The sequence below is a fragment of the Mycobacterium sp. URHB0044 genome, assembly GCF_000620625.1.
GTDB lineage: Bacteria > Actinomycetota > Actinomycetes > Mycobacteriales > Mycobacteriaceae > Mycobacterium.
Genome location: NZ_JIAW01000004.1, coordinates 103,829 through 126,144 on the forward strand (window position 1 = coordinate 103,829; position 22,316 = coordinate 126,144).

Below are 22,316 nucleotides of genomic sequence, written 5' to 3' on the forward strand. Positions count from 1 at the left end.
TCGGCTCCCGGCAATGAGCATGCCGCGCGGCGAGGCGAGCTGTCCTCGCCCGGCCGCATCATTCACCCGGGTGAGAAGCCTTCCTAGACTTCGGTTCCGGCATGGGGATGCCCTCGCTGGCGTGGAAGCGCGCATCCTTTTCCGACGACAGCCCGATCGAGACGACTGAACGATCGAAGAAGAGGTCGGTCAGGTAGGCCAGCCCCACCGCCCAGCGATTGACGAACCGCGGGATCGCATAGAGGTGGTAGGCGCGGGTGACAACTTTGGCCGCGAGCCCGGACAACTGGACGTTGAGGGGGTTGGCCACGGCGTGGCGAGGGCCGAGGTCGACCACCAGTCCCAAGTTGCGGTGTTTGTAGATCTTTTTCCTGCCGTAGCCGAGGCTCGCAGCGACGTTGTGCCCCAGAACCTTTCCCTGCCGCGTCGCGTGTTGTGCGGTCGGCGGGGTGATCTTGCCGGGCTGGGTGAGGTCGGGCACCGCTGCGGCGTCCCCGGCTGCGAACACGTGCGGATGGCCGGGTACCCGTAGGTCGGAATGCACCCTGAGCCGACCCTTCTCGGTCGGCAGGCCGAGTTCCTCGATCAGCGGAGCACCGGTCACACCGGTCACCCATGCCACGGTGTGGGTTCGGATCAGCGAATCATCGCTGAGCACAACGTGTGCTGCGTGGACTTCCTTCAGTGTGACGCCCAGCCGGACGTCGATGCCACGGATCTCCAGCACGCGCCGCGCTGCCGCGCCGAGCTTCTCCCCCACTTCGGGCATCACTTGTTCGGCCAGGTCCAGCAACACGAACCGGACGTCGTCCCGGTCGAGGTTCATCTGTTTGGCGGCTGAATCGGCCAGCGCCCGCAGCTGCAGCACCAGTTCGGTCCCTGAATACGATGCGCCGACAACCACGATCGTTCGCCGCGCCGCCGCCCTACCGGCGTCGTCGTCAACGTCGGCCAATTCCAGTTGTTCCAATAGGTGGTCGCGCAGATATAGCGCCTCAGCCGTCGACTTCAGCCCCCGCGCGTACTCTGCGAGCCCGGGCACGTCGAACAGTCGGGTCACCGATCCCGGCGTCAGGACGAGGCGATCCCACGACATGGTCCGCATGCGCTCTTCTGGGTCGGTGAACATGACTGTGCGCCCGTCGAAGTCAACACTGTCGACCCTGCCGCGGATGTGCTGCACGCCGCGCAGCGTGTTGGCGAGCGGAATCGCGACGAAGCGGGCGTCGAGAACGCCGCCCGCCACATCGGGTAGCAGCGGTGTGTACAGCATGTAATCGACCGGCGAGATGACCGAGATATCGGCCGACGCGTTGTGTTTGCGGAGCTGCCGCACCAGATGACGGGTGCACTCGAAACCGGTGAACCCGCCGCCGACGATTACGACAGAAGTCATGATGACGAGCGCTTTACTCGGTGCGGCCGCAATTGGGTCAACACCCGTCGGGGCAGCCGTCGTTGATCCACAACTCGATCGAGCGTATGGCGTCGTCCGGTACTGGGTCGAAACCAACTGGCATGCGGGGGAACTTCGCATCAGGACCGGAGCCGAATGGCGGCTCGCCTTTCAAGGACAGGATCAAGTTCGAGTGCGCTCCGTCACCGAGAACCAGGATCGGGTGTCCAAGCACCTTCGTTGCGACGAACTCATCGCGAGTGACATCGCGCCAGAAGGCGTGGTGCGGTGGACCCACCTCAGTTCCTGGACCGTTGACGGCCGCGTCGAGAATATCAACGACCTCGCGAAAAGTACTGATGCCCATCTCTTCTCTACTCTCTGGTTGCGGTTCACGCCGCACCTTCTCAAGGTTTAACGTTCACTCTTTTGGATGTTGTCCCGCGCTGAGGTGGGGTACGCGTCGAGCAGTTGCCGCCAGGAGGCTGCGAACTTGGCGACGCCGTCGTCTTCCAACACCGCGAAGACGTCGGCGAGGTCGACGCCGACGTCGCTGACGCGGTCGAGCACCGCTCGTGCGTGAGAGGCCGTGCCGGTGATGGTGTCGGCGACGATGACGCCGTGGTCGGCGACTGCCTCCAGAGTGTGTTCCGGGATGGTGCTCACAGTGTGCGGTGCGATCAGTTCGGTGACGTACATGGTGTCGGGGTAGGCGGGGTTCTTCACCCCCGTGGATGCCCACAGCGGCCTCTGCACGTGGGCACCGGCGTAACTGAGTGGTGCATAACGCGCTCCGGCTTCGAATACGTCCTGGTAGGCCGCATAGGCCAGGCGAGCATTCGCAATTGCCGCCTGTCCGCGCAGCGCCATGGCGGAATCAGTGCCGATCGCTTCCAAGCGCCGATCGATTTCGGTATCGACGCGGGAGACGAACAGAGAAGCCACCGAATGGATTCCGGCGAGGTCACGCCCAGCCTGTTGCGCGGCTTCCAGTCCGACCAGATATGCATCCATCACCTGCCGGTGACGCTCGAGGGAGAAGATGAGTGTCACGTTGACCGAAATGCCCTCGGCCACTGTGGCGGTGATCGCCGCCATCCCGGCCGTCGTGGCGGGAATCTTGATGAAGAGGTTGGGCCGGTCGACGATCTTCCACAGCTCGGCGGCTTGGCTGACCGTCGCCTCGGTGTCGTGAGCCAGCCGCGGATCGACCTCGATCGATACCCGCCCATCCACGCCGCAGGAGGCTTCCCACTGCGGTCGAAGGACGTCGCAGGCAGCCCGCACGTCGTCGGTGATGATGGTGCGGATCGCCGACTCGGGCCGCACGCCGCGTTCGGACAATTGGGCGAGCTGCCGCGCGTAGGCCTGCCCGTGTGAGATCGCGTGCTGAAAGATCGACGGATTCGTGGTTACGCCCACGACGTTTCTGGTGTCGATCAGCTGCTGCAGGTTGCCTGATGCCAGGCGGTCACGGGATAGGTCATCCAGCCAGACCGATACCCCCGCCGCTGACAATGCGTTCAGAGTGAGGTTCTGCATCATTGCGGAGCCGCCTGCACCTGGTCGCGGCGCGTTCGCACGCCGATCAAGACGGCGCCGAACACGATAACCGGCAAGATGGCGGCGGCCAGCATCTGCCGATCGCGCGCCGACACGTGCTGACACCGAGCAGGGCAGCGCTCAGTCATCGCTGCTCGACTCAACCGTGGCCGCCTGTGCTCCACCAGATCTGCTGTGGGAAGCGAGCTTCCATTCGGGACGCACATAGTGGCAGGTGTAACCGCCGGGGTAACGCTGCAGATAGTCCTGATGTTCTGGTTCGGCTTCCCAGAAGGCACCTGCCGGCGTCACCTCCGTGACCACCTTGGCGGGCCACCGCCCGGATGCGTCGACATCGGCGATGGTGTCGCGCGCGATGCGCTTCTGATCGTCATCGAGATAGAAGATCGCCGACCGGTAGCTGGTGCCGACGTCGTTGCCTTGGCGGTTCTTCGTCGTCGGGTCGTGGATTCGGAAGAAGAATTCGAGCAGGGTGCGGTAATCGGTTTTGGCGGGGTCGTAGGCGATCTCGATCGCCTCGGCATGGCCGGGGTGGTTGCGATACGTGGGATGCTCGTTTTGGCCGCCGGTATAGCCGACCCGGGTCGATTCGACGCCGGGCAGCTGTCGGATGAGGTCCTGGACGCCCCAGAAGCATCCGCCTGCGAGAATCGCGACTTTGGTGTCGGTCATCGTTGCTTCTCGGCGAGTTCGGAATCATTGTGCTGTGCCGAGTTGTTGGTGGTTTCGAAGATGCTCAGGTAGTGCCCGTAGCCTTCGTCCTCGAGATCGTCCCGGTGGATGAAGCGCAGTGCTGCGGAGTTGATGCAGTAGCGCAGGCCGCCCTCGTTGCGAGGTCCGTCGGTGAAGACGTGGCCCAGGTGGCTGTCGCCATGGCGCGAGCGTACTTCGGTGCGCAGCATGATGTGGCGGTGGTCGGGCTTTTCGACGATGTTGTCGCCGTCGATCGGCTTGGTGAAACTTGGCCAGCCGGTGCCGCTGTCGAACTTGTCGACCGAGGCGAACAACGGCTCACCAGATACCACGTCGACATAGATGCCGGGTTCGTGGTTATCGAGGTATTCGCCGGTGAAGGGGCGCTCGGTGCCGCCTTGCTGGGTGACGTAGTACTGCTCGGCGTGCAACGCGCAAATCGCCGCCGGATTCTTCTGGTAGTCGTGTGTCACAGGTGCTCCTCGTGGTGAGTGTGGGGCTTGGTTTGCCGCCGCTACGCCAATGGTCTAGTTGCGGCCGGCCATGATGCCGCCATCGACGTTGAGAATCGTGCCGGTGATCCAGCTTGCTTCCTCGGAGAGCAGAAAGGTGATGGCGTTGGCGACGTCGCCGGCGGTTCCGACGCGGCCGAGGGGATGAAGTGGTGCGAATGTCGCCAGCGTGTCATCGATCTCGCCTTTGGGGATGAACCGCTCATAGAGAGGTGTTTTCACCACCGCCGGTGCGACCGCGTTGACGCGGATCTTATGGCCGGCCAGTTCGATGGCCAGGTTGTGTGTGAGGGCGTGTAGCCCTGCCTTCTGCATCGAGTACCCCGACGATGGCGTCGCGCCGATGGCCTGATGCGCCCACATGGCGCCGATGTTGACGATTGACCCGCCATTGCCTTCGGCGACCATGCCGGCGACCACTGTCTGGGTGAGGAAGAACAACGCGAAGTTCAGATCGAGGTAGGAATCATAGGCCTGGGAGTCGTAGTCCAGGAATGGCTTCGGGATGAAGTACCCGGCCGCGTTGACCATCAGCGTTGCGTCGCCGTGCTGCTCCGATAGTGCGCGCTGGACATCGGTAACCGCGGATCGGTCGGTCAGCTCGGCGGCGATCCCCCAGGCATGGCCTCGTCGGTTCAGCTGGTCCACGGTGTCATCAACACGATCTTTCGAGCGTCCGATGATTATCGCGCTGCCACCGCGATCGATGACGTCAAGCGCGACTTGGCGTCCCATGCCGGCACTGCCGCCAACGACAATGATCTTCTTACCCTCGAACTCTGCGCCCATCGGTGAGGCTCCTTTGTTTCATTTCTTCACCTGCTACGCCGCGTTGAACGTTTCGTTGTCGTGACGCCGAAACATTTGTCGACGGCCGTGCAGGTCTGTCGGAAGTCAAGCCTGGCCCGCCTAGGGGTGAGCTGTCGTCACCCCGCAACGCCAATCACCCGGGTGAGTGCGAGCGAGAAGTGATGGGCCGAGATCCGCATGCGGTTCCGCATGTACAGCCGATGCGCCGTAGCCCGATCGCTTCCCACGCCGGAATCCAGGTGGACTCCTTCGCACCGGCGACGCCCGGCCTCAGCGATCACCCAGCGCAGAAGTTCGTCGGCAAATCCCTTGCCACGCGCCGTCTCCAGCGTGCTCAGATCGTCGATGTACACGTGGTATCCGCAAGCGGTCGACCACAACTCGCGGAAACCAACGATTGATACCGCCGCACCCGAGGAATGCTCGAAAACACCGACCAGCCGATAGCCCGTGGGTCGAAGCTTGGTGTCGATCAAGTCGATAACGGCGCCGACCGTCTTCCAGCGAGGCCTGAGCAACAGCATTGCCTCGGCGGCTTGCGCCGTCTCGCCTTCCATGATCTCGCGGATCAGAGCCACGGATTGAGGTCATCCCAGGCCAGGGTGTCGTCTTCGTCGACGATGTGCATGGCTGCTTCCTCGGCCGACGCAGCGCCGCCGTCGATCCCCACATCGTGGGCGCGGTAATCGGTGGTGGGATCCGTCGGGTCGACGCCGAAGGCGACGAGCCGCCCTGCACGGCTGTCCCCGACCTGATCGTCGATCGGCTCGCCGTCGCCGTCGGTGCTGTCGCCGATTCCGTCGCCATCCCACCGGTCGGTCACGTCGGGCACCTCACGGGCCAGCCGGCGCGCCAGAGGTTCATGGGTGCGCGCTTCATCGACGGTCAGTCCCCACACCCCGAGTTCGCGCGGACTTTCCGGGGGTGAGTAGCCTTCATCGAGGTCGATGCCCGTCTGTTCTGAGTCCAGGCTTTCTTCAGGTTCGAGCAGATGGGCTGCCACGTCGTCGAACTCAGAAATCCCCATCGGCGCGGTCTCCGTTTCCTATCGCGGTCTCGCCGCACAGCGCGCTCGGCTGTACCGGCTTTCGGCCATGAGCGTCCCGCGCAGTGGGGCGAGCTGTCCTCGCCCACTGCGTGATTCACCCGGGTGAGAAGCCTTGTGCGCTTCTGCGAAGCGGTTCAAAGATGGTCCCTCAGTTCGCCGAGGAGGGTGGATTTACTGCGTGCTCCAACCATCCGGGCGACCGGTTGGCCATCCTTGAACACGATCAGGGTGGGAATCGACACCACTTGGTACTGCCGAGCCGTCACGGGGTTGGCGTCGACGTCGAGCTTTGCCACAGTGAGGCGTTCGACATTCTCGGCAGCGATTTGTTCGAGCACTGGCGCCACCGCGCGGCAGGGACCGCACCATTGAGCCCAGAAGTCCACCAGTACGGGTGTGGCGCTGTCCAGGACGTCGGCCGTGAACGAGGCATCGGTGACAGTGATCGGATGGGGCTGGGTCATTTTGGGATGGTGTCCTTCCTGATTGTGACATCGGTTGTGGCACTGTCTGACTGGTCGAGCCAGCGCTGCGCGTCCAGCGCGGCTTGGCAGCCGGTCGCGGCGGCGGTGACGGCTTGGCGATACCGGCGGTCGATCAGGTCGCCGGCGGCGAAAACGCCATCGACATGGGTGTGGGTACCCTGCCCCCGGGTCAGGACATAGCCGCTGGCGTCGACGTCGACCAATCCCACCAACAGCTCAGAGCGCGGCGTCTGACCTATGGCCACGAACACCGCGGCGAGGTCGATGTCGTACTCGGCGGCTGAGTGCAACCCGCGTACCCGCAGCCCTGTCACGTGGCGCCGGCCCTTTACGGCGAGCACTTTCGTGGAGCCGACGACAGCGACATTGGGCTGAGCACGCAGCCGGGCAACCATGGCAGTGGATGCGCGCAGCCGGGGCCGATTGTGGATGACGGTCACCCGGCGGGCGAGCGGCGCGAGAAACAGAGCCTCTTCGGTGGCAGCGTCGCCGCCGCCGATGACGGCGACCTCGCGGTCGGCGAACTGCTCACCATCGTGTTTGGCGCTGGCGCTGACTCCATTGCCTTGCAGCTCGTGCTCCCCCGGCACGTTGAGGGCCCGGTTGACTGAACCCATCGCAAGGATCAGGGCGGATGCGTGACGCAGCTCGTCGTCGACGGCGACTGACTTGACCTCACCGTCCACATCGAACCCGTCGACGTCGCCGGTGTGAAACTCGGCGCCGAAACGGTGTGCTTGTGCGCGCATCTCGCGCGCAAGGGTGGGTCCGCACACCGGCGCAGAATGGCCGGGGTAATTGTCGATCTGCCCCGCGGCCATCAGGTTTCCGCCGGGCACATGGCCCTCGACGACCAGGGTGTCGAGTCCTGCCCGCGCGGCGTAGATGGCCGCGGTGTAGCCGGCGGGACCCGAGCCGATGATGAGGACGTCACGAATTCGGCCCGCTCCCTCGATCAAAGCGGGACGCCTACGCTGCACGCAGGCGTAGCGGTGAGCCGTACATCGCCGCATTGCGTGCGCAATGGGATCGGTTCGAACTGCCGGCACCGAATCTCGGCAAGCATTGCGCGAAGTCGCGGTTCTTCTTGGCTGCCGATGTACCCGTCTAGCCACTGGGTCAGCCTGTGGAATACCGCCGCCGGCAACGTGATCCGGCTGGACACAACGGCGTTGAGGATTCGATCGATCGCGAGATGATCTTCGCCGGAGCCCAATTCAACAAATGTAATGGTGCGCTCATAGCCCGCCAGGCACGCGTCTGCGGCATCGGCAAGCAACCACGCCATGTTCGCATCCGAGATGATCGACGAGTCAGACGTGGTCAGCGTCGGCGATGACGACCCAGGGGGTCTAACCCTGAAGGTTGGAACCAATGTCGCAGTCACGTCAGGCCGCGCTGTCCGCCGGCATGGCAATGCGATGGGTTGCAGGCCAGGTGATGTCGCAGTGAACGCCGTAGCGACGCGGCCGCGAATGAACGTAAGTTGCCCACCTGTCCGGCATCACAGTGCCACCACTGCCTGCAGGATGTCGGACGCGCTGAGAAGCGTCTTCCCACACGTCGGGCATTGAGCGACACGATTGAACAGCCACCGCGACAGGGCCGTGGGCCGCATCTCTGCCGTCGTGCATTGCGCGGTGTACTCCAGCGCGTCTAGATGGTCGGCGCACACGTAGCCACAGGCGTTGCCGTGCGCGTCACAGTCGAAGCGTTGACAGTGCCCGACCATGTGAAATTCCACGTACGCCACTGCCGTTACAGCGCAACGGAATCCGTTGTCGAGGAACCCGAGCCCACACTGTGGGGCGGGGGCAGCGTGACCGTCGGCGGCACCAACACCAGCCGGACGAATCATCAGCGGAGTGCGGTTTGATGTTCGATTCGGTGCGAGGCATGCCGCCTCGACGTCTGAACGCATGTTCTGTTTCCTTCCCAGACTGGGTTCATGGCGGACGACCGTTTGCTATTCAGCGTCTTCATGAGGATGCGGTCGCCGCGCCGTTGCGGCGGCCGTTCTTCAACGTGCCGGTGTAATCAGAGCTCGCAGAACGCCTGCTGTAGATGAGGTTGCCGCCGGGCGGGGTGAATGGTCATCACCCTTACTGCCTGTTCACCCGGGTGATTGCTCCGAACTCTCCATCCCCGCGAGGGTGTGAGACGGGCCCGGATCGGGCGGGGCGGCGCTGGTGGGCTAGAGCAGCCCGAGCTCGCGGGCTCGAGTGACCGCGGCGGCGCGGTTCTCAACGCCGAGTTTGCGGTAAAGCGCGCGTTGGTGAGTTTTCACCGTGTTCAGTGAGACATAGAGCCGCTGGCCGATTTCACGGCGCGACAATCGGGTGGCCAGCAGCCGAAGGACCTCTTGTTCTTTGGCCGTGAGCTCTTCGGCGACCATGTCTGCCTGGTTGCGGGGACTCACCGCGGCCGCAACGGCCTTATTGCGCCGAGCCGTGGTGAGCATCGTTTGCGCTATTCCGGTGTGCGCACAAGCTCTAAGCAGCGCGCCAGCCTCATTCTGGCTCACCGCAGCCATCTCGGAATCACCGAGGTCCCCCAGGATCTTGGCTCTGACCATCAGCGCCTTGGCGACTTCGAGGATTCCTGCACCATTGCGAGCCAAACTGACGGCCAGGTGAGCCGCGTCCGCGGCAGCAGTCCTGTCACCACGCATCTCAAGGACGGTGGCCGCCGCTAGCGGCACGATCGCATTGACGAACTGCCCGCCGCCAGCCGAGTCCGTACCAGCGCCCGTTGCCCGGCGAATCTGCTGCTCGGCATCTTGGAGGTGACCCGATTCGGCCGCGATCAGAGCGAGATAGCCCAGCGCGTAGATACGGCGGCGTCGATCGCCTATCTTCTCGGCCAACCGCACGGCCCGTCGGAAGATGGCTTGGGCTTCGTCGATGTTGCCCGAAAAGTACAGCGCTGCTCCATAGATGCAGTTGGCCGCAGACCGCGCTTGCAGTGCGTCGTCGAAGTCGAGGGTAATCGCTCGACGAGCCGCCTCGAGCGCCGCAGCAACGTCACCGGTCTTGAATGCGTGGACCTCACGCAACGCGACGAGTCGAGCGTCGAGTCTGCGATGATCGTTGACGTCGACCGCGGAGCCGGCTTCGAACGCCTCGATCCACGAGTGCGCGTCATCGAACTGGCCAACATTCAACGCGATCCATGCGCGAGCTTCGCACAGCCGCGGATCCTCTCGAACAGACTCGTCGGGCAGCAGATCGAGCCAGCCGGAGACCGTCGACAGTCCGCCGCTGTTGAATTCGTTGACCCAGTCCGCGGCGATCAGATCCGCACTCGCCGCGATGTCACCCGCAGCGACGAGGTGGCGCACCGCCTCATCGACAAGGCCCTCGGCCTCGAACCAGTTCGCGGCTCGTCGGTGCAGGCCCGGCACGACATCGGGCTCGCTGCGTTGCAGTTCGGTGCGCAGCAATTCCCCGAACAGGTGGTGGTACCGATACCAGCGACGCGACATGTCAAGTGGGACCACGAATAGGTTTTCGCGCTCGATCTCCTCCAGGACCGAGGCCGAGCCAGACGTTTGAAGCATCGCATCGCACAGCGCGCCGCTGAGCCGTGCCAGCACTGACGTGTGCAGTAGGAAGCTGCGCAGTTCAGGTGATTGGTTGTCGAGGACCTCGGCCATCAGGTAGTCGACGATATGACGGTTGTCGCCCGCGAAGGTCCTGATGAACGAGGAGGCATCAGGACGCCCGGTAAGCGAGAGCGCGGCAAGATACAGGCCTGCGGCCCACCCTTCGGTGCGGCGGTGCAAAAGTTCAATGTCTGCGTCAGCCAAGTCGAGCCCGAACACATCGTTCAGCAGGCGGGCCGCGTCAGTAGCCCCGAAACGTAAATCGTCGCTTCGCATCTCGACGAGATCGCCGCTGGCTCTCAGTCGACCCAACGGCAACATCGGATCCGATCGGGTCGCCAGAACCAGCCGAAGGTTCGCCGGCATCCGACCGATGACGAACGCCACCTGCTCGTGAACCGCTCGATTCATCACCACGTGGTAGTCATCGAGAATGAGCACCATTGGGCTGGCGATCATGTCCAGATCATTCAGCAACGTAGGCAGGACGACCTGCACGGGGTCGGCGCCCATGGTCAGGAGTTCGACCGCGCGAGTTCCCACCCCCGGACTGACTTCCTGCAGCGCGGCGACCACGTACATCCAGAACCACACTGGGTCGTTGTCGGACCGATCAAGCGACAGCCAACCGAACCGCAGGTCGTCGCCCGCACTCATCGCCCACTGCGCCAGTAATGTCGTCTTGCCCCAGCCCGCCGGCGCACTCAGCATGGTCAACTTGCGGCGCCGCCCCGCGGACAGGGCGGCCAGCAGCGTCTCGCGCTCAACGACCTCGCCCGCGATCGCCGGGACGTGCAGTTTGGTCGCGAGCAGAACAGCTCGCTCAGCGCCTCTTGCGACGCCGTTGTCGCCAGGTCCATCCGAGCCGAGCATGTCCGAACTCCGTGAATCAGTTGAACCAAGCGTCTGGGCCGGAACACTCGGTGTCGAGGCATCGTGGGTTGGCGCCGGCTTCTCGCCTTCCCCGCCGCTCGCTACGGGCTCGCCCGGGTTCGGCCCGCGGGGCGATCGCGGAGATTTCATTGAATCAGATGTGTTCTCCCCGACTACTTCAGGCGCCCGCTGGCGGTAACCGTTTGAACTGGTGAACCCGCTTGCCGCCATCGGTTCGGCGATTTTCTCGTAAGCCGCGCTCCCACTGTGCCCGCTCACCGTATTTCTCCTCTTCGCCCAGCAATGCTTTTACTCATGCACCTCATGACAGCCCCGAACACGAATCACGAGCGTCTCAACACGAGGTGAATCGGCGTCTCAAAGTGAGACGTCTGCGGCGCGCTGACGGCCTCCGTCGTCGCCATCGCGAACTCATGGCCGTCGTGACACCAACGCGTACCCACCGACGCCGAACACGACCGGCACCATCATCAACATTCCCAATACCGTGCTCATCATTGACTTCTCGATTCCTCTGTATCCGATCCTCTGTGCCGCCGGTGTCTGGTTTGTGCTGCGGCGGTCGCGGCGATTCGGAATTCAATGACAACGTTGGCAGGCAGACACCGCCGTCACCATCGCCCAGCGGGTGATCTTTAATGGCGGGTCGGTGTATGGCTAGTGACGTCGATAATTGACCGATTGGTCAATCGGAGTCCTGCGTCAGCTGCGCCAATTGGGCGCGTGAAGTGATTCCCAGTTTGGCAAATGCGTTGTGCACGTGGGTCTTCACCGTGTGGGGGGAAAGGTGCAGCTCGGTGGCGACGGAGCGGTTGGTCGCGCCCTGTGCGATCAGGTTGATGACCTTGAGTTCGGAATCGGTGAGGCTGTCCCAACCCGTTTTCGTCCGCGGGTGCGTGGCGATGCGGCGCTCTACACCCAATCGGCGCAGCGCGCGGCCCACCCGGCGGGCATCGGCAATCGCTTCGCAGGCGATGTAGGTGTCGAATGCCGCGTTCAGTTGGTCGAGCGCCTCGCCGTTGCGCTGTGCGCGAGCCAGTTCGGCAGCGGCGTCCTCGGCAGCGCTTGCATACAGAAGCGGCCGCGAAGACGCACGAAGCATGTCCGCAGCAGCCACCAATATTGAAGCGTCACGCCCGATTATCCCGCGGGCATATTCGGCCACCCCTACCAGCAGCGGCACCGTTGGCCGCTCACGCTCCAGCACCTCGTTCGCCTGTAAGACACGTGCGCGCAGGCCGGCGTCGCCGGCCGCCGACGCCACTCGCGCACCCAAGATCACGAGCTCTAAGACCTCTGGCGTAAGTGGTGTCCCGAGTAGGGTGATGTCGCCGCCGAGCCAGCGCATTGCGTCATTGATGTCGTCGCGCTGCCACGCTGCCCGCGCCAGCACGTGCGTTGCCATCCGACGTACGAACGATGAGCCTGCGGGGTAGGCATCGCGAGCATCAATTTCCATTTGCTGCAACAGGTTTCGGTCATCGGTGCGCACCGCCACCTCGGCCAGAATCATCATGCGCAACATGTCCGCCTCGGTCGCCCCGGTGGCCTGCGGCGGCGGTTGGGACTCAACGGCGGCGCGAGCGGCCGACAACCGGCCCGCGGCGAGATGGACACGCCCGACAACGAGCGCCCACATACCGAGGTGCATCGTGTTGCCTTCCCGGCGGGCCTGCTCTGTTCCGTCGGCGATCTGGACCGCAGCGTCCTCCAACCGGCCGACCAGCGCCAGCTGGTTGGCGTAGTGCATGGCGGCGGCCAGGTAGTGATCTGTGTTCACATCACCCGCGCGGGCAAGCGCGCAAGCCTTCTCTAGGCGGCGTAGCGCGCTGCCCACGTACCCGTCCCCGCCGTCGAGGCGCGCCAGGGTGACATCGGTCAGGATGCTGGCTTCGAGATCACCGGTGGCGGTCGCGGCGGCGGCAGCCTCGTCGGCGGCCGCGCGCTGTTCGCCGCCTTGGTCGTACATCAGGTTGTAGGCCAGCCAGGCCAGGTGCCGTGCCCGGGTGACTTCGCTGATGTCGCCCAATTGCAGCGCTCGGCGATTCTCGTCAATGCGTCGTTGTGTGCTGTGCCTGGTGTGCGCCGCCCGCCGCAGACGAATTTCGGCCTCCTGCTCGGGCGACGCGGTCTCTGAGAGCGCCACGACGGCCAACTCTTCCGCCTCGACGTGGCGGCCGGCCCTGTTGAGCCACTCCACCGTTTCCCCGACCAGGGATCCATGCTCAGCGTCGTCGGCCGGCAACAGCTCCAACGCACGCTTGCTCAGGTCCGCAGCCCCACTCGCGTCGCCGTGGCCAACCGATTGGGCAGCTTGCCGTAGTGCTTCGATGGCCTCGCGGTCTCCCGGCTCGGCGCTGCGTGCCAGCTGGGTGGCCACCTCGGCCGGCGCGGCGCCGATACCCAGCATGACCGACGCCGATTGTCGCTCCATCGCCCGGCGCAGCGACTGCGGCAACGACTGCCGGGTGGCCTCCCGCAGCAAGTCGTGCCGAAATCTCAACTGGTCACCGTCTTCGACGAAGAGATCCGCGCGTACCGCCTCTTCGAGCGCCGACAGCAACGTGACCGGCTGGCGGTCCAGCATCGCGGCAAGCAAGCCGGCCGAGAACCGGTCCGGCAGCACTGCGGCTACCCGCACCACCTCTGATGCATCCTCTGACAGCAGGTCGAGTCGTTGCTCCATACTGGCGCCGAGACGGCACGGCAGCGCATATCCCGCGGCCACCGCACGCCCGCCGTTCACAGTGAGCCGGTCCTCCTCGCCCAGCCCCCTCAGGATCTCGCTGACCAGAAATGGATTTCCGTGGGCTTTGGCAGCCAGATTCAGTAGCGACGCATCGGCTTTCGCCCGAACGGCGTCTTGGACCATGTCGGCGACCGCGTCCGGCGTCATGGCCGTCAACCGCAAGAAGGTGGCGTTCGCGCGCTGCAGCAGGGACAAGGTCTCCTGCACTGCAGGCCCGCCTGCCCCGGTGCGTGCGGTCAACACCCACAGCACCGCCGCATCCGGACGCGCGGCGAGCGACCGCAGCGCCAACAGCGTGCCGTTGTCGGCCCAGTGAATGTCCTCCAGCACGATTGCCAGCGGAGTTCCGGCGGCCGCCGTATCAATCGCGTCGCCCAAATCGTGCACGACCCAGTAGTGCAGATCCGCCGAGCCGCCGAGCTGGCGCAATGCCTCGGCGTCCCCGACGGGAGGATCAGCGTGCAGGGTGGCCATGAACAGCGAGAAGAACGGCACCGTCTGCTGGTACTCGAACGCTTCCCCGAACAGGGTGCGCACCCTGGACCTTTCGGCGCTCGCCAACACCTCGGTCAGCAACCGACTCTTGCCGATGCCGGGTGGGCCCTCGATGACCAGCGCTCCCCCGCGCCCCTGGCCCAACGCAGTCACCAGCGCGCCAATCAGTTTCAGCTCATCCGCCCGGCCCCGAATCGGCGGCGTGCCCAGTCGTTGGCCGCCGACATCAAATAGGCCGGTTGGAGGACCCACCGGGTGTCCTATCTACCGTTTACCGATTGTCACTGCAATGCACGTCATTGTATGCCCGCGCACGTCCGTACCCGAGTGCTCTCGGTCAATCAGCGCCGCGCATGAGCTGCGTCAATTGGGTGCGCGAAGTGATGCCGAGCTTGGCGAAGGCATTGCGTAGATGCGTTTTAACGGTGTGAGGCGAGAGGTGCAGTTGCTGTGCGACAGAGCGGTTCGTCGCGCCTTCGGCGATGAGATGGACGACCGTGAGTTCTGAATGGGTCAGGCTGTCCCAGCCCGTTCGTGCTCGCGGGTGCGTGACGACGCGCCGTTCCACACCCAATCGGCGCAACGAGCGGCCGACGCGGCGGGCATCGGCGAGCGCTTCATGTCGGATGTAGGCGTCGAATGCCGCATTGAGTTGGTCGACCGCCTCGTCCATGCGGCCGACGCGCGCGAGTTGGGCGCCCGCGTCCTCGGCGGCGCCGGCATAGAGAAGCGGCCGCTCAGACGATCCAAGCAACGCCGCGGCGGCCACTAGCGCCTGCGCGTCACGCTCCAGTATCCCGCGGGCATATCCGGCCACCGCCGCCAACAGCGGCACCACAGGCCGTTCACGCTCCAGCACCTCGCTGGCCTGCAAGACCCGCGCGCGCAAGCCGGCATCACCGGCGGCCGAGGCCACCCGCGCGCCCAAGATCAGCCGAACCAATGCATGGGGAAAAAGGGGTGTCCCCAGCAGGCTGATGTCGGCAAGCCAGCGCGCTGCCTCGTGAACGTCATCGCGAGACCACGCTGCCCGCGCCAGCACATACGCTGATGCTCGACGTTGGCCCGGCGAACCGGAGTGGGCATCGCGTGCATCAATAGCTGTCTGCTGCAGCAAGTTTCGGTCATCGGTGTGGGCGGCCACCTCGGCGAGGATCAGCATACGATGTACGTCCTGCTCGCTCGCGCCTGTCGGCTGCGGAGGCGGAAGCGAATCAGCAGCGTCGCGAGCGGCCGACAGCCGGCCCGCAGCGAGGTGCACCCATCCGCTATAGACGGCCCACGTTTCGAGGGCCAACGCGTTGCCTTCCCGGCCGGCTTGCTCCATGCCTTCGGCGGCCCTGGCGGTCGCGTCGCCCAATCGGCCGACCACTGCCAGCAGGTTTGCGTGGAACATCGCGGCATAGGCATGTGCCAACGCCGTCTCATTCGTATAGGCGAGTGGTCGAAGCCGTTCGATGCGGCCTAGTGCGCGGGCCGGGTACCCCTCACCAGAATCGAGCAAAGCGTGGGTGACCTCGGCCATGATGGTGGCCTCGAGATCACCGATGGCTGCCGCAGCGGCGGCAGCCTCGTCGGCTGCGGTGCGCCATTGCCCGCTTTTGTCCTGCAGTACGAGGTTGTAAGCCAGCCATGCCAGATGCCGCGTCCGGGTGACCTCGCTGATGCCGCTCAATTGCAGCGCTCGGCGGTTCTCCTCTACCCGCCAGGGCGTGCTGTGCTTGGTATGCGTCGGAAGCCGGAGGCGGATCTCGGCCTCGACTTGGGGAGAGGCCGCCTCCGCGAGCGCCACGATGGCCAGTTCTTCGGCCTCGCCATAGCGGCCGGCCCGGTTGAGCCACTCCACCGTTTCGGCAACCAACGATCCGTAGTCACGGTGCTCGGCGGGCAGTAGTTCCAGTGCGCGCTTGCTCAGGTCCGCGGCCGCGCTGGCATCGCTGCGGCCCAACGATTGAGCGGCCTGGCGCAGCGCGTCGACTGCTTCCATGTCTCCGGGCTCGGCGCTGCGAGCGAGTTGGGTTGCGACCTCCTCGGGCGCCGCGCCCATGTCCAGCATGACGGTTGCCGATTGCCGCTCCATCGCTCGGCGCAGCGACCGGGGCAGGGATTGCCGAGTCGCTTCACGAAGCAGATCATGACGAAACCTCATCTGATCAGCGTCTTCGATGAGCAGGTCGGCACGGACCGCTTCTTTGACCGCCGATATCAGCGTTGCCGGTCGGCGTTCGAGCATCGCGGCGAGCAGCCGGACCGAGAACCGGTCAGGCAGCACCGCGGCTACACGCACGACTTCGCTCGCAGCGTTGGAGAGCTGGTCGAGTCGCTGCTGCATGGTGTCGCTGAGCCGTCGCGGCAACGCGTCTCCGGTGGCGGCCGCGCGGCCGCCGCTCACATCGAGCCGGCCTTCCTCATCCAGTCCGCGCAGCAGCTCCGTAAGTAGGAACGGGTTGCCGTGCGCCTTGTCGGCCAGACTGAGCAGTGACGCATCCGCGTTGGCTCGCACGGCGTCTTGCACGATGTCGGCGACCGCGGTCGGTGTCATGGCCGTCAACCGCAGAAACCTGGCATCCTCCCGTTCCAGGGCGGTCAGCGTCTCGCGAACCGCCGGTCCCCCAGCGCCGGTTCGCGCAGTGAGCACCCACAGCACCGGGGCATCGGGCCGCGTTGCGGCCAACGACCGCAGCGCCAGCAGGGTGGCGTTATCGGCCCAGTGGATGTCCTCGAGCAGGATCGCCAAGGGTGTCCGGGACGCCGCCGCGTGTATGGCGGCTTGCAGGTCGCGCACCACCCAATAGCGGAGATCGCCCGCCGTGCCCAAGCGACGCAAAGCCTCCGCATCACCGACAGGGGGATCAGCGCGCAGGGTCGCCATGAACAGCGAGAAAAACGGCACCGTCTGCTGGTACTCGAACGCCTCGCCGAAGAGTGCCCGAACACCGGCCTTCTCGGCGAGCGCCAAGACCTCGGTCAACAGGCGGCTCTTCCCGATGCCGGGCGGTCCCTCGATGACCAGTACTCCGCCTCGCCCCTGAGCGACGGCAGAGATCAGCGCGCCGATTACCTTCAACTCGCCCGTCCGGCCCCGAATCGGCGGTACGCGCGCCTTCCCCGACGCCCTCGTGGTGTTCACGCGAACCGCCGCCCACCGACGCGGAGTAGGCGGGTGAAGGAACCCCAAGGTGTGTCGTCCACAGTTCTCGGCAACGCTAGCGCTGACAGTCAGTGTTAGCGTGCTCCTCCGCCTTATTTGCTGTGAATCGCGTACTGGCGTCTCGAAGCGGCATGCCCGTGGGCGTGCCGAACCGCCCGTCATCGTCGTCCCGCTCGGCTTCCCCGAACGTCTCGGTTCGTCTGAGCAACGCCGTCGTCGCGCGTACAGTGAGTGCGTCTCGGGAGGTGTTTGACGCCTGTGGCCCGAGGGCGCTGAGCCCTCAGCTACAGGGACGGTCACGGGTCGGGGCTAAGTGACGGCGAGCCGAGGTCGAGGTAGCTGGAGGATGAGGTCGCAGGCCGGCCACACCACTGAAATTGAGCGGGTCAGGGAAGAGTTTCTGACCGTCGGCTCGACCGACGTGGTGCGCCCAGTCGACGAGGACTCGCTGCGGCCCGGTGTTCTGGACTCTTGGCGTCGGTCCCAGATCCTGCACGTTCACCCCGACCGGGTCCAGCTGCCCTACGTGCGCGAACCAAATAGGGGTTCGCGGTTGGCCCGCGCGGCCGCGCCGGTGCTGCAGCGCGTCACCGAAGACCTGGCTACGCAAGCTGTCAGCGTTGTCCTGACATCGACCAACGGCGTGGTGCTTGAACGTCACGCCGCAGAAGTGTCCATCCTCAACGCGTTGGACGCGATTAGCCTCGCACCGGGTTATAGCTTGGCCGAAGACGTGGCGGGTACCAACGGGATTGGCACCGCTCTGGAGACTGGCCGGCCCGCCTACATCCGTGGCGGCGAGCACTACGTCGGGATGTTCACCGGTTTCGCCTGCGCGGGATCGCCGATCCGGGATCCGATGACGCGCAGGTTGATCGGCGCCGTCAATCTGAGTTGCCTCGCAGACGAGTCCGATCCGCTGTTGTTCGCATTGGCTACCAGCGCCAGTCGCCACATCGAGGATCGGATGCGGGTAGTGGCTCACGAGCGCGAGAACGCGCTTCTAGAGGCGTACCTACAGCAGGCACGACGGTCTTCCGGCGGTGTACTTGCCATCGGTGGCGATATGGTGTTGATGAATTCCCAGCTGCGTCTGACACTGGATGGCAACGAGCAGAACGTGCTGCTCGAACACGCCTCCGACCTGCTTAGTCGCACGGTGTCGGGGACAGCGCTGGCTGTTCTGCCGAGCGGACGCATCGCCAAGATCACTACTGCCGATCGGTCGACATCACGCGGCCGCACCAACGTCGTCTTCCACGTTGATCTTTCCGACGGGATCGGCTCGCACTCTGCTCGACTGAGCCGCTCGGCGCACGTCTACATTCCTGGCCTGGCAGGCCGCAACAGCGCCTGGCTGCGCTGCTGCCAGCAGGTGCGCCAATCCTGCCGCGACCGCGACTGGGTGATGGTCGAGGGAGAGAAGGGTTCCGGCCGGGCACGGCTGGCTCAGGCGGTCGCGCAGGACCTGAACCCGGGGCGAACCGTTCGGGTGATGCGCGCCGAGACGTTTCCAAGCGCCGCACGTCTCGTCGCCGAGCTGGCAGCCGAATCGGGCGATGACGACTTCGCGCTGGTGCTCGCCGACGTGGATGAGATCGACGAGGACACACTCGACGCGATGACCTCGATACTGGTCACGCGCGCTGGGCGAGGATGGATCGCCGCGACCAGCAGTAGTGCGCACCCGTCAGGAGCGATCAAGCGACTGCTGCCACTGCTTTCTCTCACCGTCACGGTGCCGGCTCTGCGACACAGGATTGACGACCTCCCCGAACTCGTGTCCGTCCTACTGCGCGAGATCACCCGGGGTGCCGATGTGGGGCTGGCTCCCGATGCAATGCGCCAACTCAGCAAACTGCCCTGGCCCGGCAACGTCTCGCAGTTGCGCCGAGTTCTGACTGAAACCGTTGCCCGCCAACGATCCGGCGTCATCACCTCCGACAAATTGCCACCGGAGTGCCGCTCCGTCACCCGACGCAAGCTGACCCAAATGGAGGCATTGGAGCGCGACGCGATTGTCCGGAGTCTGCAAGACAACGGCGGGGACAAGAAAGAGGCGGCACACGCCCTGGGAATGTCACGCGCCACCATCTACCGCAAGATCAACGAATATGGCATCGCCTAACCCCCAAAAATCACCCGGGTGAATTAGTTCGTCGGGCGATGACCGCTGATCCCACGTCGGTGGAAGATCATCATCAGCCGGAGTGCGGAGGATGCGGTGAAGCCGACGATGTACCAGATCTGTGTTCAGGGCCGCTTGACCGAGCGGCTGGCGTCGGCACTCGAAGGGATGACCCTCCATGGCGGCGCCGTCAACACCGTGTTCACCGGCGAAGTCAAGGACCAGGCACAACTCTACGGATTCCTCGACCGGCTGCGCGATCTGGGCCTTGAGCTCATCAGCGTGCAGCCGGAGACCGAGCCAGGTCAGAGCGAGGCGGCGACAGCCCAAAGTTCTTCGGCCACAGCGGGGTCGGTCCAAGCAAGTCCACTGAGCACCACGTCGGTCGCACCCGCATCCAGATAGCGCTGAAGCTGACGCCTGACCGATTCCGCTGAACCCACCGCCGCGAGGTCTGTCGCGCCAGAGATACCCTCTCGCGCAATCACCTTCTGATACGACGGAATGGTCTCGAAGAAACTCAACTGCTCGGCCACGAAGTTCTTTGCCGCATCAACGTCGTCGGACACAATTGCCGGCACCTGCGCGATGATCCTAGGTTTCGGCCGTCCCGCGTCCGCGGCCGCCTTCGCGACGGCCGGTTCGATGAACTCTGCGATGGTCCGCGGACCCGCGAGGTAGGGCAGGGTGCCATCAGCCAGCTCGCCGGTGACCTGCAACGCCTTTGGGCCCATCGCGGCGACGTACACCGGGACGGGCGTGCCCCCGGCGACCCGCACCGGCCATGCGGGACGTGCGCTGATCTCGTCGCCACTGAAGTCCACCGCACCGGTATCGAAGATCGACCGCAGCACCGTCAAGTGCTCGCGGAGGCGTGTGATCGTATTCGGCCACGACGAACCGAAGGCCTGCCGTTCAGGCTGATGCGAGCCGAGACCCAGTCCGAGGCTGAAGTTCCCGTGCGACGCAGCCTGTGCCGTCTGCGCCAGAGACGCGACGATCAGCGGATGACGGGGGTTGATCGGCACCACCGACGTGCCGACACCGAGCCCCGGCACGGCCGCGCCGACCACGGCGGCGAGGGCGATCGCGTCGTGATCATTCTGCTGGCTCAGCCAGACCTGCCGGACGCCGAGTTCGTATGCACGGGTGGCTTGCGCCACCACCTCATCGACACGATTGATTGCTTGCGGGTTGGGAAACAACACTATTCCAGTCGGCATGATGATTAGAACGCTCGCACCGGTGTGAAAACTCCCGACCTAGTCACTTGACCAGAAGCCTTGCCGCACTGGACTTACTGACGCAGGCCAGCCTCGACGTGCTGGACGTACCGTCTCGTGTCGAGCTCCGCAAACCAGGTCAAACCATATGGACTCCAGGGTAATTGGCGATCTCCTCGCTGAGGCTGTCCGACGTCCTCGACTAGACGAATTCCAGAACATCGGCCACAGGACGGCGCGGCTTCTGCGGCCAGTTTTGCGGAAGCTTCGACCCCACCGCCAGCAGCATGACCGGCACTTCGTCCTCAGCCAACGCGAACTCGCGCGCCAGCGGTTCCGGGTCGAAGGCGATCATGGGCGTTGAACCCAGGCCCAGCGCGTTGGCCGCATACATCATCGCCGTCGCGGCGATGGCGCCGCTGCGTAAGGCCTCGTCGCGTTGGCACTGCGGCTTCTCGAAATACAACCGGCGCGCTGCATTTTCGTAGTCCAGTACTATCTCTGCCGGCATGATGCCCGCTTCCACCACGGGTGCCAGCCGCTGACGCACGACCTCGTGATCGGGCAACTGGCCGCAGATGATGAAGGTCACTGCCGCGGCGGTGACCTTGGGTTGATCCCAGGCGATCAAACGCAGCGCAGCCTTGGCTTCCGGCGTCCGTACCGCGATGAAGCGCCAGTTCTGCAAGTGGAAGGACGTCGGCGCAGTGGTCGCGATCCTCACCAGTTCGCGAATTTGGTCGTCCGTCAAGGAAAACGCCGGATCGTACAGACTCGTCGTGCTCCGGCTCACGAGGCTTTCAATGACGGGGTTGGTCATGGTGATTCCGTTGGTCATGGTGATTCCGTTGGTCATGGGGATTCCGTTGCTCATGGTGATTCCTGTGGAGTGAAGGGATGGGTTGGGGTACGGCGACGTCGAAGGGAGGGCCACTATCGGCGCACGCCCGCGCTGGGTTCCGGATAGTCCAGATCGGCTGCAGTCAGCCGGTAGATTTGCAGTGTGAGGCCGTAGTACTTGTCGGTCTCGCCGACCCACTCCATTCCGACCCGCCGTGCAGTGGCGATGCCTCGGATGTTGCCCAAGCGCACAACCGCGAACACCTCCGATACTCTGTTGGCGAAAGCCCGATGGGCCACCGCGTGACCGGCCTCGGAGCCGTAGCCGTGCCCCCAGGCAGTGGGGGTGATTTGCCAGCCGATCTCAAGGTCGGTACATCCGGGTGGCAATGGCAACAGGGCGACCGCTCCGATGATCTGCCCGCTGTCACGAATCTCGATGGCCCAGTGGCCGAGTGGCCGCCCGGCTTCATCGTGTTCGGTGATCCACCGTGCCAGCAGTTGCCGCATTTCGTCGCGATCGACCACGCGCGGCATCGCGGGGGTGAGCCAGCGCGCGACTTCCCGCTTGCCGAATATCGCCAGCGCAGCGTCGGCATCGTCAACTGTCCACGGGCGCAACCGCAGGCGCTTGGTGATCAGCTCGTCGGTTCCCGCTACTTGGACGTGCGCGTCCTCGGACATCGATTACTCCTTCCCACCAGATGGTCCGCTTGCCGTGGTCG

General features: G+C 64.7%; 19 protein-coding genes. 1 reads left to right on the forward strand and 18 read right to left on the reverse strand.

Annotated elements, in window-relative coordinates; genetic code table 11:
• Nucleotides 1-58: 58 nt before the first annotated feature.
• From N536_RS0109775 to N536_RS0109855, 15 genes are all read right to left on the reverse strand, one after another.
• A complete protein-coding gene (locus N536_RS0109775; RefSeq protein WP_029113445.1) occupies nt 59-1,396 on the reverse strand; it encodes an NAD(P)/FAD-dependent oxidoreductase in 1,338 nt (445 codons plus the stop codon).
• A 37-nt stretch (nt 1,397-1,433) separates the two neighbouring features.
• Nucleotides 1,434-1,763 (reverse strand): hypothetical protein, encoded by a 330-nt coding sequence (locus N536_RS0109780; RefSeq protein ID WP_029113446.1) that lies wholly within the window; start codon nt 1,761-1,763, stop codon nt 1,434-1,436.
• 47 nt (nt 1,764-1,810) lie between these two features.
• Nucleotides 1,811-2,941 carry a transaldolase gene (tal, locus tag N536_RS0109785; protein ID WP_029113447.1) on the reverse strand — a complete coding sequence of 377 codons (1,131 nt, stop codon included), beginning with the start codon at nt 2,939-2,941 and terminating at the stop codon, nt 1,811-1,813.
• A gap of 138 nt (nt 2,942-3,079) precedes the next feature.
• A complete protein-coding gene (gene msrA / locus N536_RS0109795) occupies nt 3,080-3,631 on the reverse strand; it encodes a peptide-methionine (S)-S-oxide reductase MsrA (RefSeq protein WP_029113448.1) in 552 nt (183 codons plus the stop codon).
• Nucleotides 3,628-4,125, reverse strand: coding sequence for a peptide-methionine (R)-S-oxide reductase MsrB (gene msrB / locus N536_RS0109800; protein WP_029113449.1), 498 nt, complete (start codon nt 4,123-4,125; stop codon nt 3,628-3,630). Before msrB ends, msrA begins: the two co-directional genes overlap by 4 nt.
• 54 nt (nt 4,126-4,179) lie before the next feature.
• Nucleotides 4,180-4,953, reverse strand: coding sequence for an SDR family NAD(P)-dependent oxidoreductase (locus tag N536_RS0109805; protein WP_029113450.1), 774 nt, complete (start codon nt 4,951-4,953; stop codon nt 4,180-4,182).
• A 137-nt stretch (nt 4,954-5,090) separates the two neighbouring features.
• Entirely contained in the window at nt 5,091-5,552 is a 462-nt protein-coding gene (locus tag N536_RS0109810) for an N-acetyltransferase (protein ID WP_029113451.1), read from the reverse strand.
• Complete coding sequence (locus N536_RS0109815; protein ID WP_036435927.1) at nt 5,543-6,001, reverse strand: DUF5709 domain-containing protein; 459 nt, start codon at nt 5,999-6,001, stop codon at nt 5,543-5,545. Before N536_RS0109815 ends, N536_RS0109810 begins: the two co-directional genes overlap by 10 nt.
• Nucleotides 6,002-6,156: 155 nt before the next feature.
• Nucleotides 6,157-6,486, reverse strand: a complete 330-nt coding sequence (gene trxA, locus N536_RS0109820) for a thioredoxin (protein WP_029113453.1) — start codon at nt 6,484-6,486, stop codon at nt 6,157-6,159.
• Entirely contained in the window at nt 6,483-7,466 is a 984-nt protein-coding gene (locus N536_RS0109825) for an NAD(P)/FAD-dependent oxidoreductase (protein WP_029113454.1), read from the reverse strand. The genes trxA and N536_RS0109825 overlap by 4 nt, the downstream gene beginning before the upstream one ends.
• The gene (locus tag N536_RS37935; protein WP_064751530.1) at nt 7,463-7,795 is read right to left on the reverse strand and encodes a hypothetical protein; all 333 of its coding nucleotides are present in this window, start codon (nt 7,793-7,795) and stop codon (nt 7,463-7,465) included. The genes N536_RS0109825 and N536_RS37935 overlap by 4 nt, the downstream gene beginning before the upstream one ends.
• A gap of 216 nt (nt 7,796-8,011) precedes the next feature.
• Nucleotides 8,012-8,239: a hypothetical protein gene (locus N536_RS42925; protein WP_231514468.1), complete on the reverse strand. Its 228-nt coding sequence runs from the start codon at nt 8,237-8,239 to the stop codon at nt 8,012-8,014.
• 462 nt (nt 8,240-8,701) lie between these two features.
• On the reverse strand, nt 8,702-11,263 hold the full coding sequence (locus N536_RS0109840; RefSeq protein WP_231514469.1) for a LuxR C-terminal-related transcriptional regulator: 2,562 nt from the start codon (nt 11,261-11,263) through the stop codon (nt 8,702-8,704).
• Nucleotides 11,264-11,690: 427 nt separating this feature from the next.
• Nucleotides 11,691-14,501 carry a LuxR family transcriptional regulator gene (locus N536_RS0109850; RefSeq protein WP_029113457.1) on the reverse strand — a complete coding sequence of 937 codons (2,811 nt, stop codon included), beginning with the start codon at nt 14,499-14,501 and terminating at the stop codon, nt 11,691-11,693.
• An 85-nt stretch (nt 14,502-14,586) separates the two neighbouring features.
• Complete coding sequence (locus N536_RS0109855; RefSeq protein WP_029113458.1) at nt 14,587-17,379, reverse strand: LuxR family transcriptional regulator; 2,793 nt, start codon at nt 17,377-17,379, stop codon at nt 14,587-14,589.
• A gap of 574 nt (nt 17,380-17,953) precedes the next feature.
• On the opposite strand from N536_RS0109855, the gene N536_RS0109860 reads away from it, so the two are divergent.
• Nucleotides 17,954-19,528, forward strand: a complete 1,575-nt coding sequence (locus tag N536_RS0109860; protein ID WP_304413321.1) for a sigma-54-dependent Fis family transcriptional regulator — start codon at nt 17,954-17,956, stop codon at nt 19,526-19,528.
• A 305-nt stretch (nt 19,529-19,833) separates the two neighbouring features.
• Here N536_RS0109860 and N536_RS0109865 read toward each other — a convergent pair whose 3' ends face one another.
• The 3 genes from N536_RS0109865 to N536_RS0109875 all read right to left on the reverse strand — a co-directional run bounded on the left by N536_RS0109865 (nt 19,834) and on the right by N536_RS0109875 (nt 22,275).
• Entirely contained in the window at nt 19,834-20,751 is a 918-nt protein-coding gene (locus tag N536_RS0109865; RefSeq protein ID WP_029113460.1) for an LLM class F420-dependent oxidoreductase, read from the reverse strand.
• A 202-nt stretch (nt 20,752-20,953) separates the two neighbouring features.
• On the reverse strand, nt 20,954-21,625 hold the full coding sequence (locus tag N536_RS0109870; RefSeq protein ID WP_197040103.1) for a nitroreductase family protein: 672 nt from the start codon (nt 21,623-21,625) through the stop codon (nt 20,954-20,956).
• Between the two features lie 59 nt (nt 21,626-21,684).
• Nucleotides 21,685-22,275, reverse strand: a complete 591-nt coding sequence (locus N536_RS0109875; protein ID WP_029113462.1) for a GNAT family N-acetyltransferase — start codon at nt 22,273-22,275, stop codon at nt 21,685-21,687.
• Nucleotides 22,276-22,316 lie beyond the last annotated feature (41 nt).

Excerpts from the sequence above, each read along its gene's own strand:
- N536_RS0109775 (WP_029113445.1), bottom strand. The coding sequence starts at position 1,396 with ATGACTTCTGTCGTAATCGTCGGCGGCGGGTTCACCGGTTTCGAGTGC.
- N536_RS0109780 (WP_029113446.1), bottom strand. The coding sequence starts at position 1,763 with ATGGGCATCAGTACTTTTCGCGAGGTCGTTGATATTCTCGACGCGGCC.
- N536_RS42925 (WP_231514468.1), bottom strand. The coding sequence starts at position 8,239 with ATGGTCGGGCACTGTCAACGCTTCGACTGTGACGCGCACGGCAACGCC.
- tal (WP_029113447.1), bottom strand. The coding sequence starts at position 2,941 with ATGATGCAGAACCTCACTCTGAACGCATTGTCAGCGGCGGGGGTATCG.
- N536_RS0109805 (WP_029113450.1), bottom strand. The coding sequence starts at position 4,953 with ATGGGCGCAGAGTTCGAGGGTAAGAAGATCATTGTCGTTGGCGGCAGT.
- N536_RS0109865 (WP_029113460.1), bottom strand. The coding sequence starts at position 20,751 with ATGCCGACTGGAATAGTGTTGTTTCCCAACCCGCAAGCAATCAATCGT.
- N536_RS0109815 (WP_036435927.1), bottom strand. The coding sequence starts at position 6,001 with ATGGGGATTTCTGAGTTCGACGACGTGGCAGCCCATCTGCTCGAACCT.
- msrA (WP_029113448.1), bottom strand. The coding sequence starts at position 3,631 with ATGACCGACACCAAAGTCGCGATTCTCGCAGGCGGATGCTTCTGGGGC.
- N536_RS0109875 (WP_029113462.1), bottom strand. The coding sequence starts at position 22,275 with ATGTCCGAGGACGCGCACGTCCAAGTAGCGGGAACCGACGAGCTGATC.
- N536_RS0109870 (WP_197040103.1), bottom strand. The coding sequence starts at position 21,625 with ATGAGCAACGGAATCCCCATGACCAACGGAATCACCATGACCAACGGA.
- trxA (WP_029113453.1), bottom strand. The coding sequence starts at position 6,486 with ATGACCCAGCCCCATCCGATCACTGTCACCGATGCCTCGTTCACGGCC.
- N536_RS37935 (WP_064751530.1), bottom strand. The coding sequence starts at position 7,795 with ATGGCGTGGTTGCTTGCCGATGCCGCAGACGCGTGCCTGGCGGGCTAT.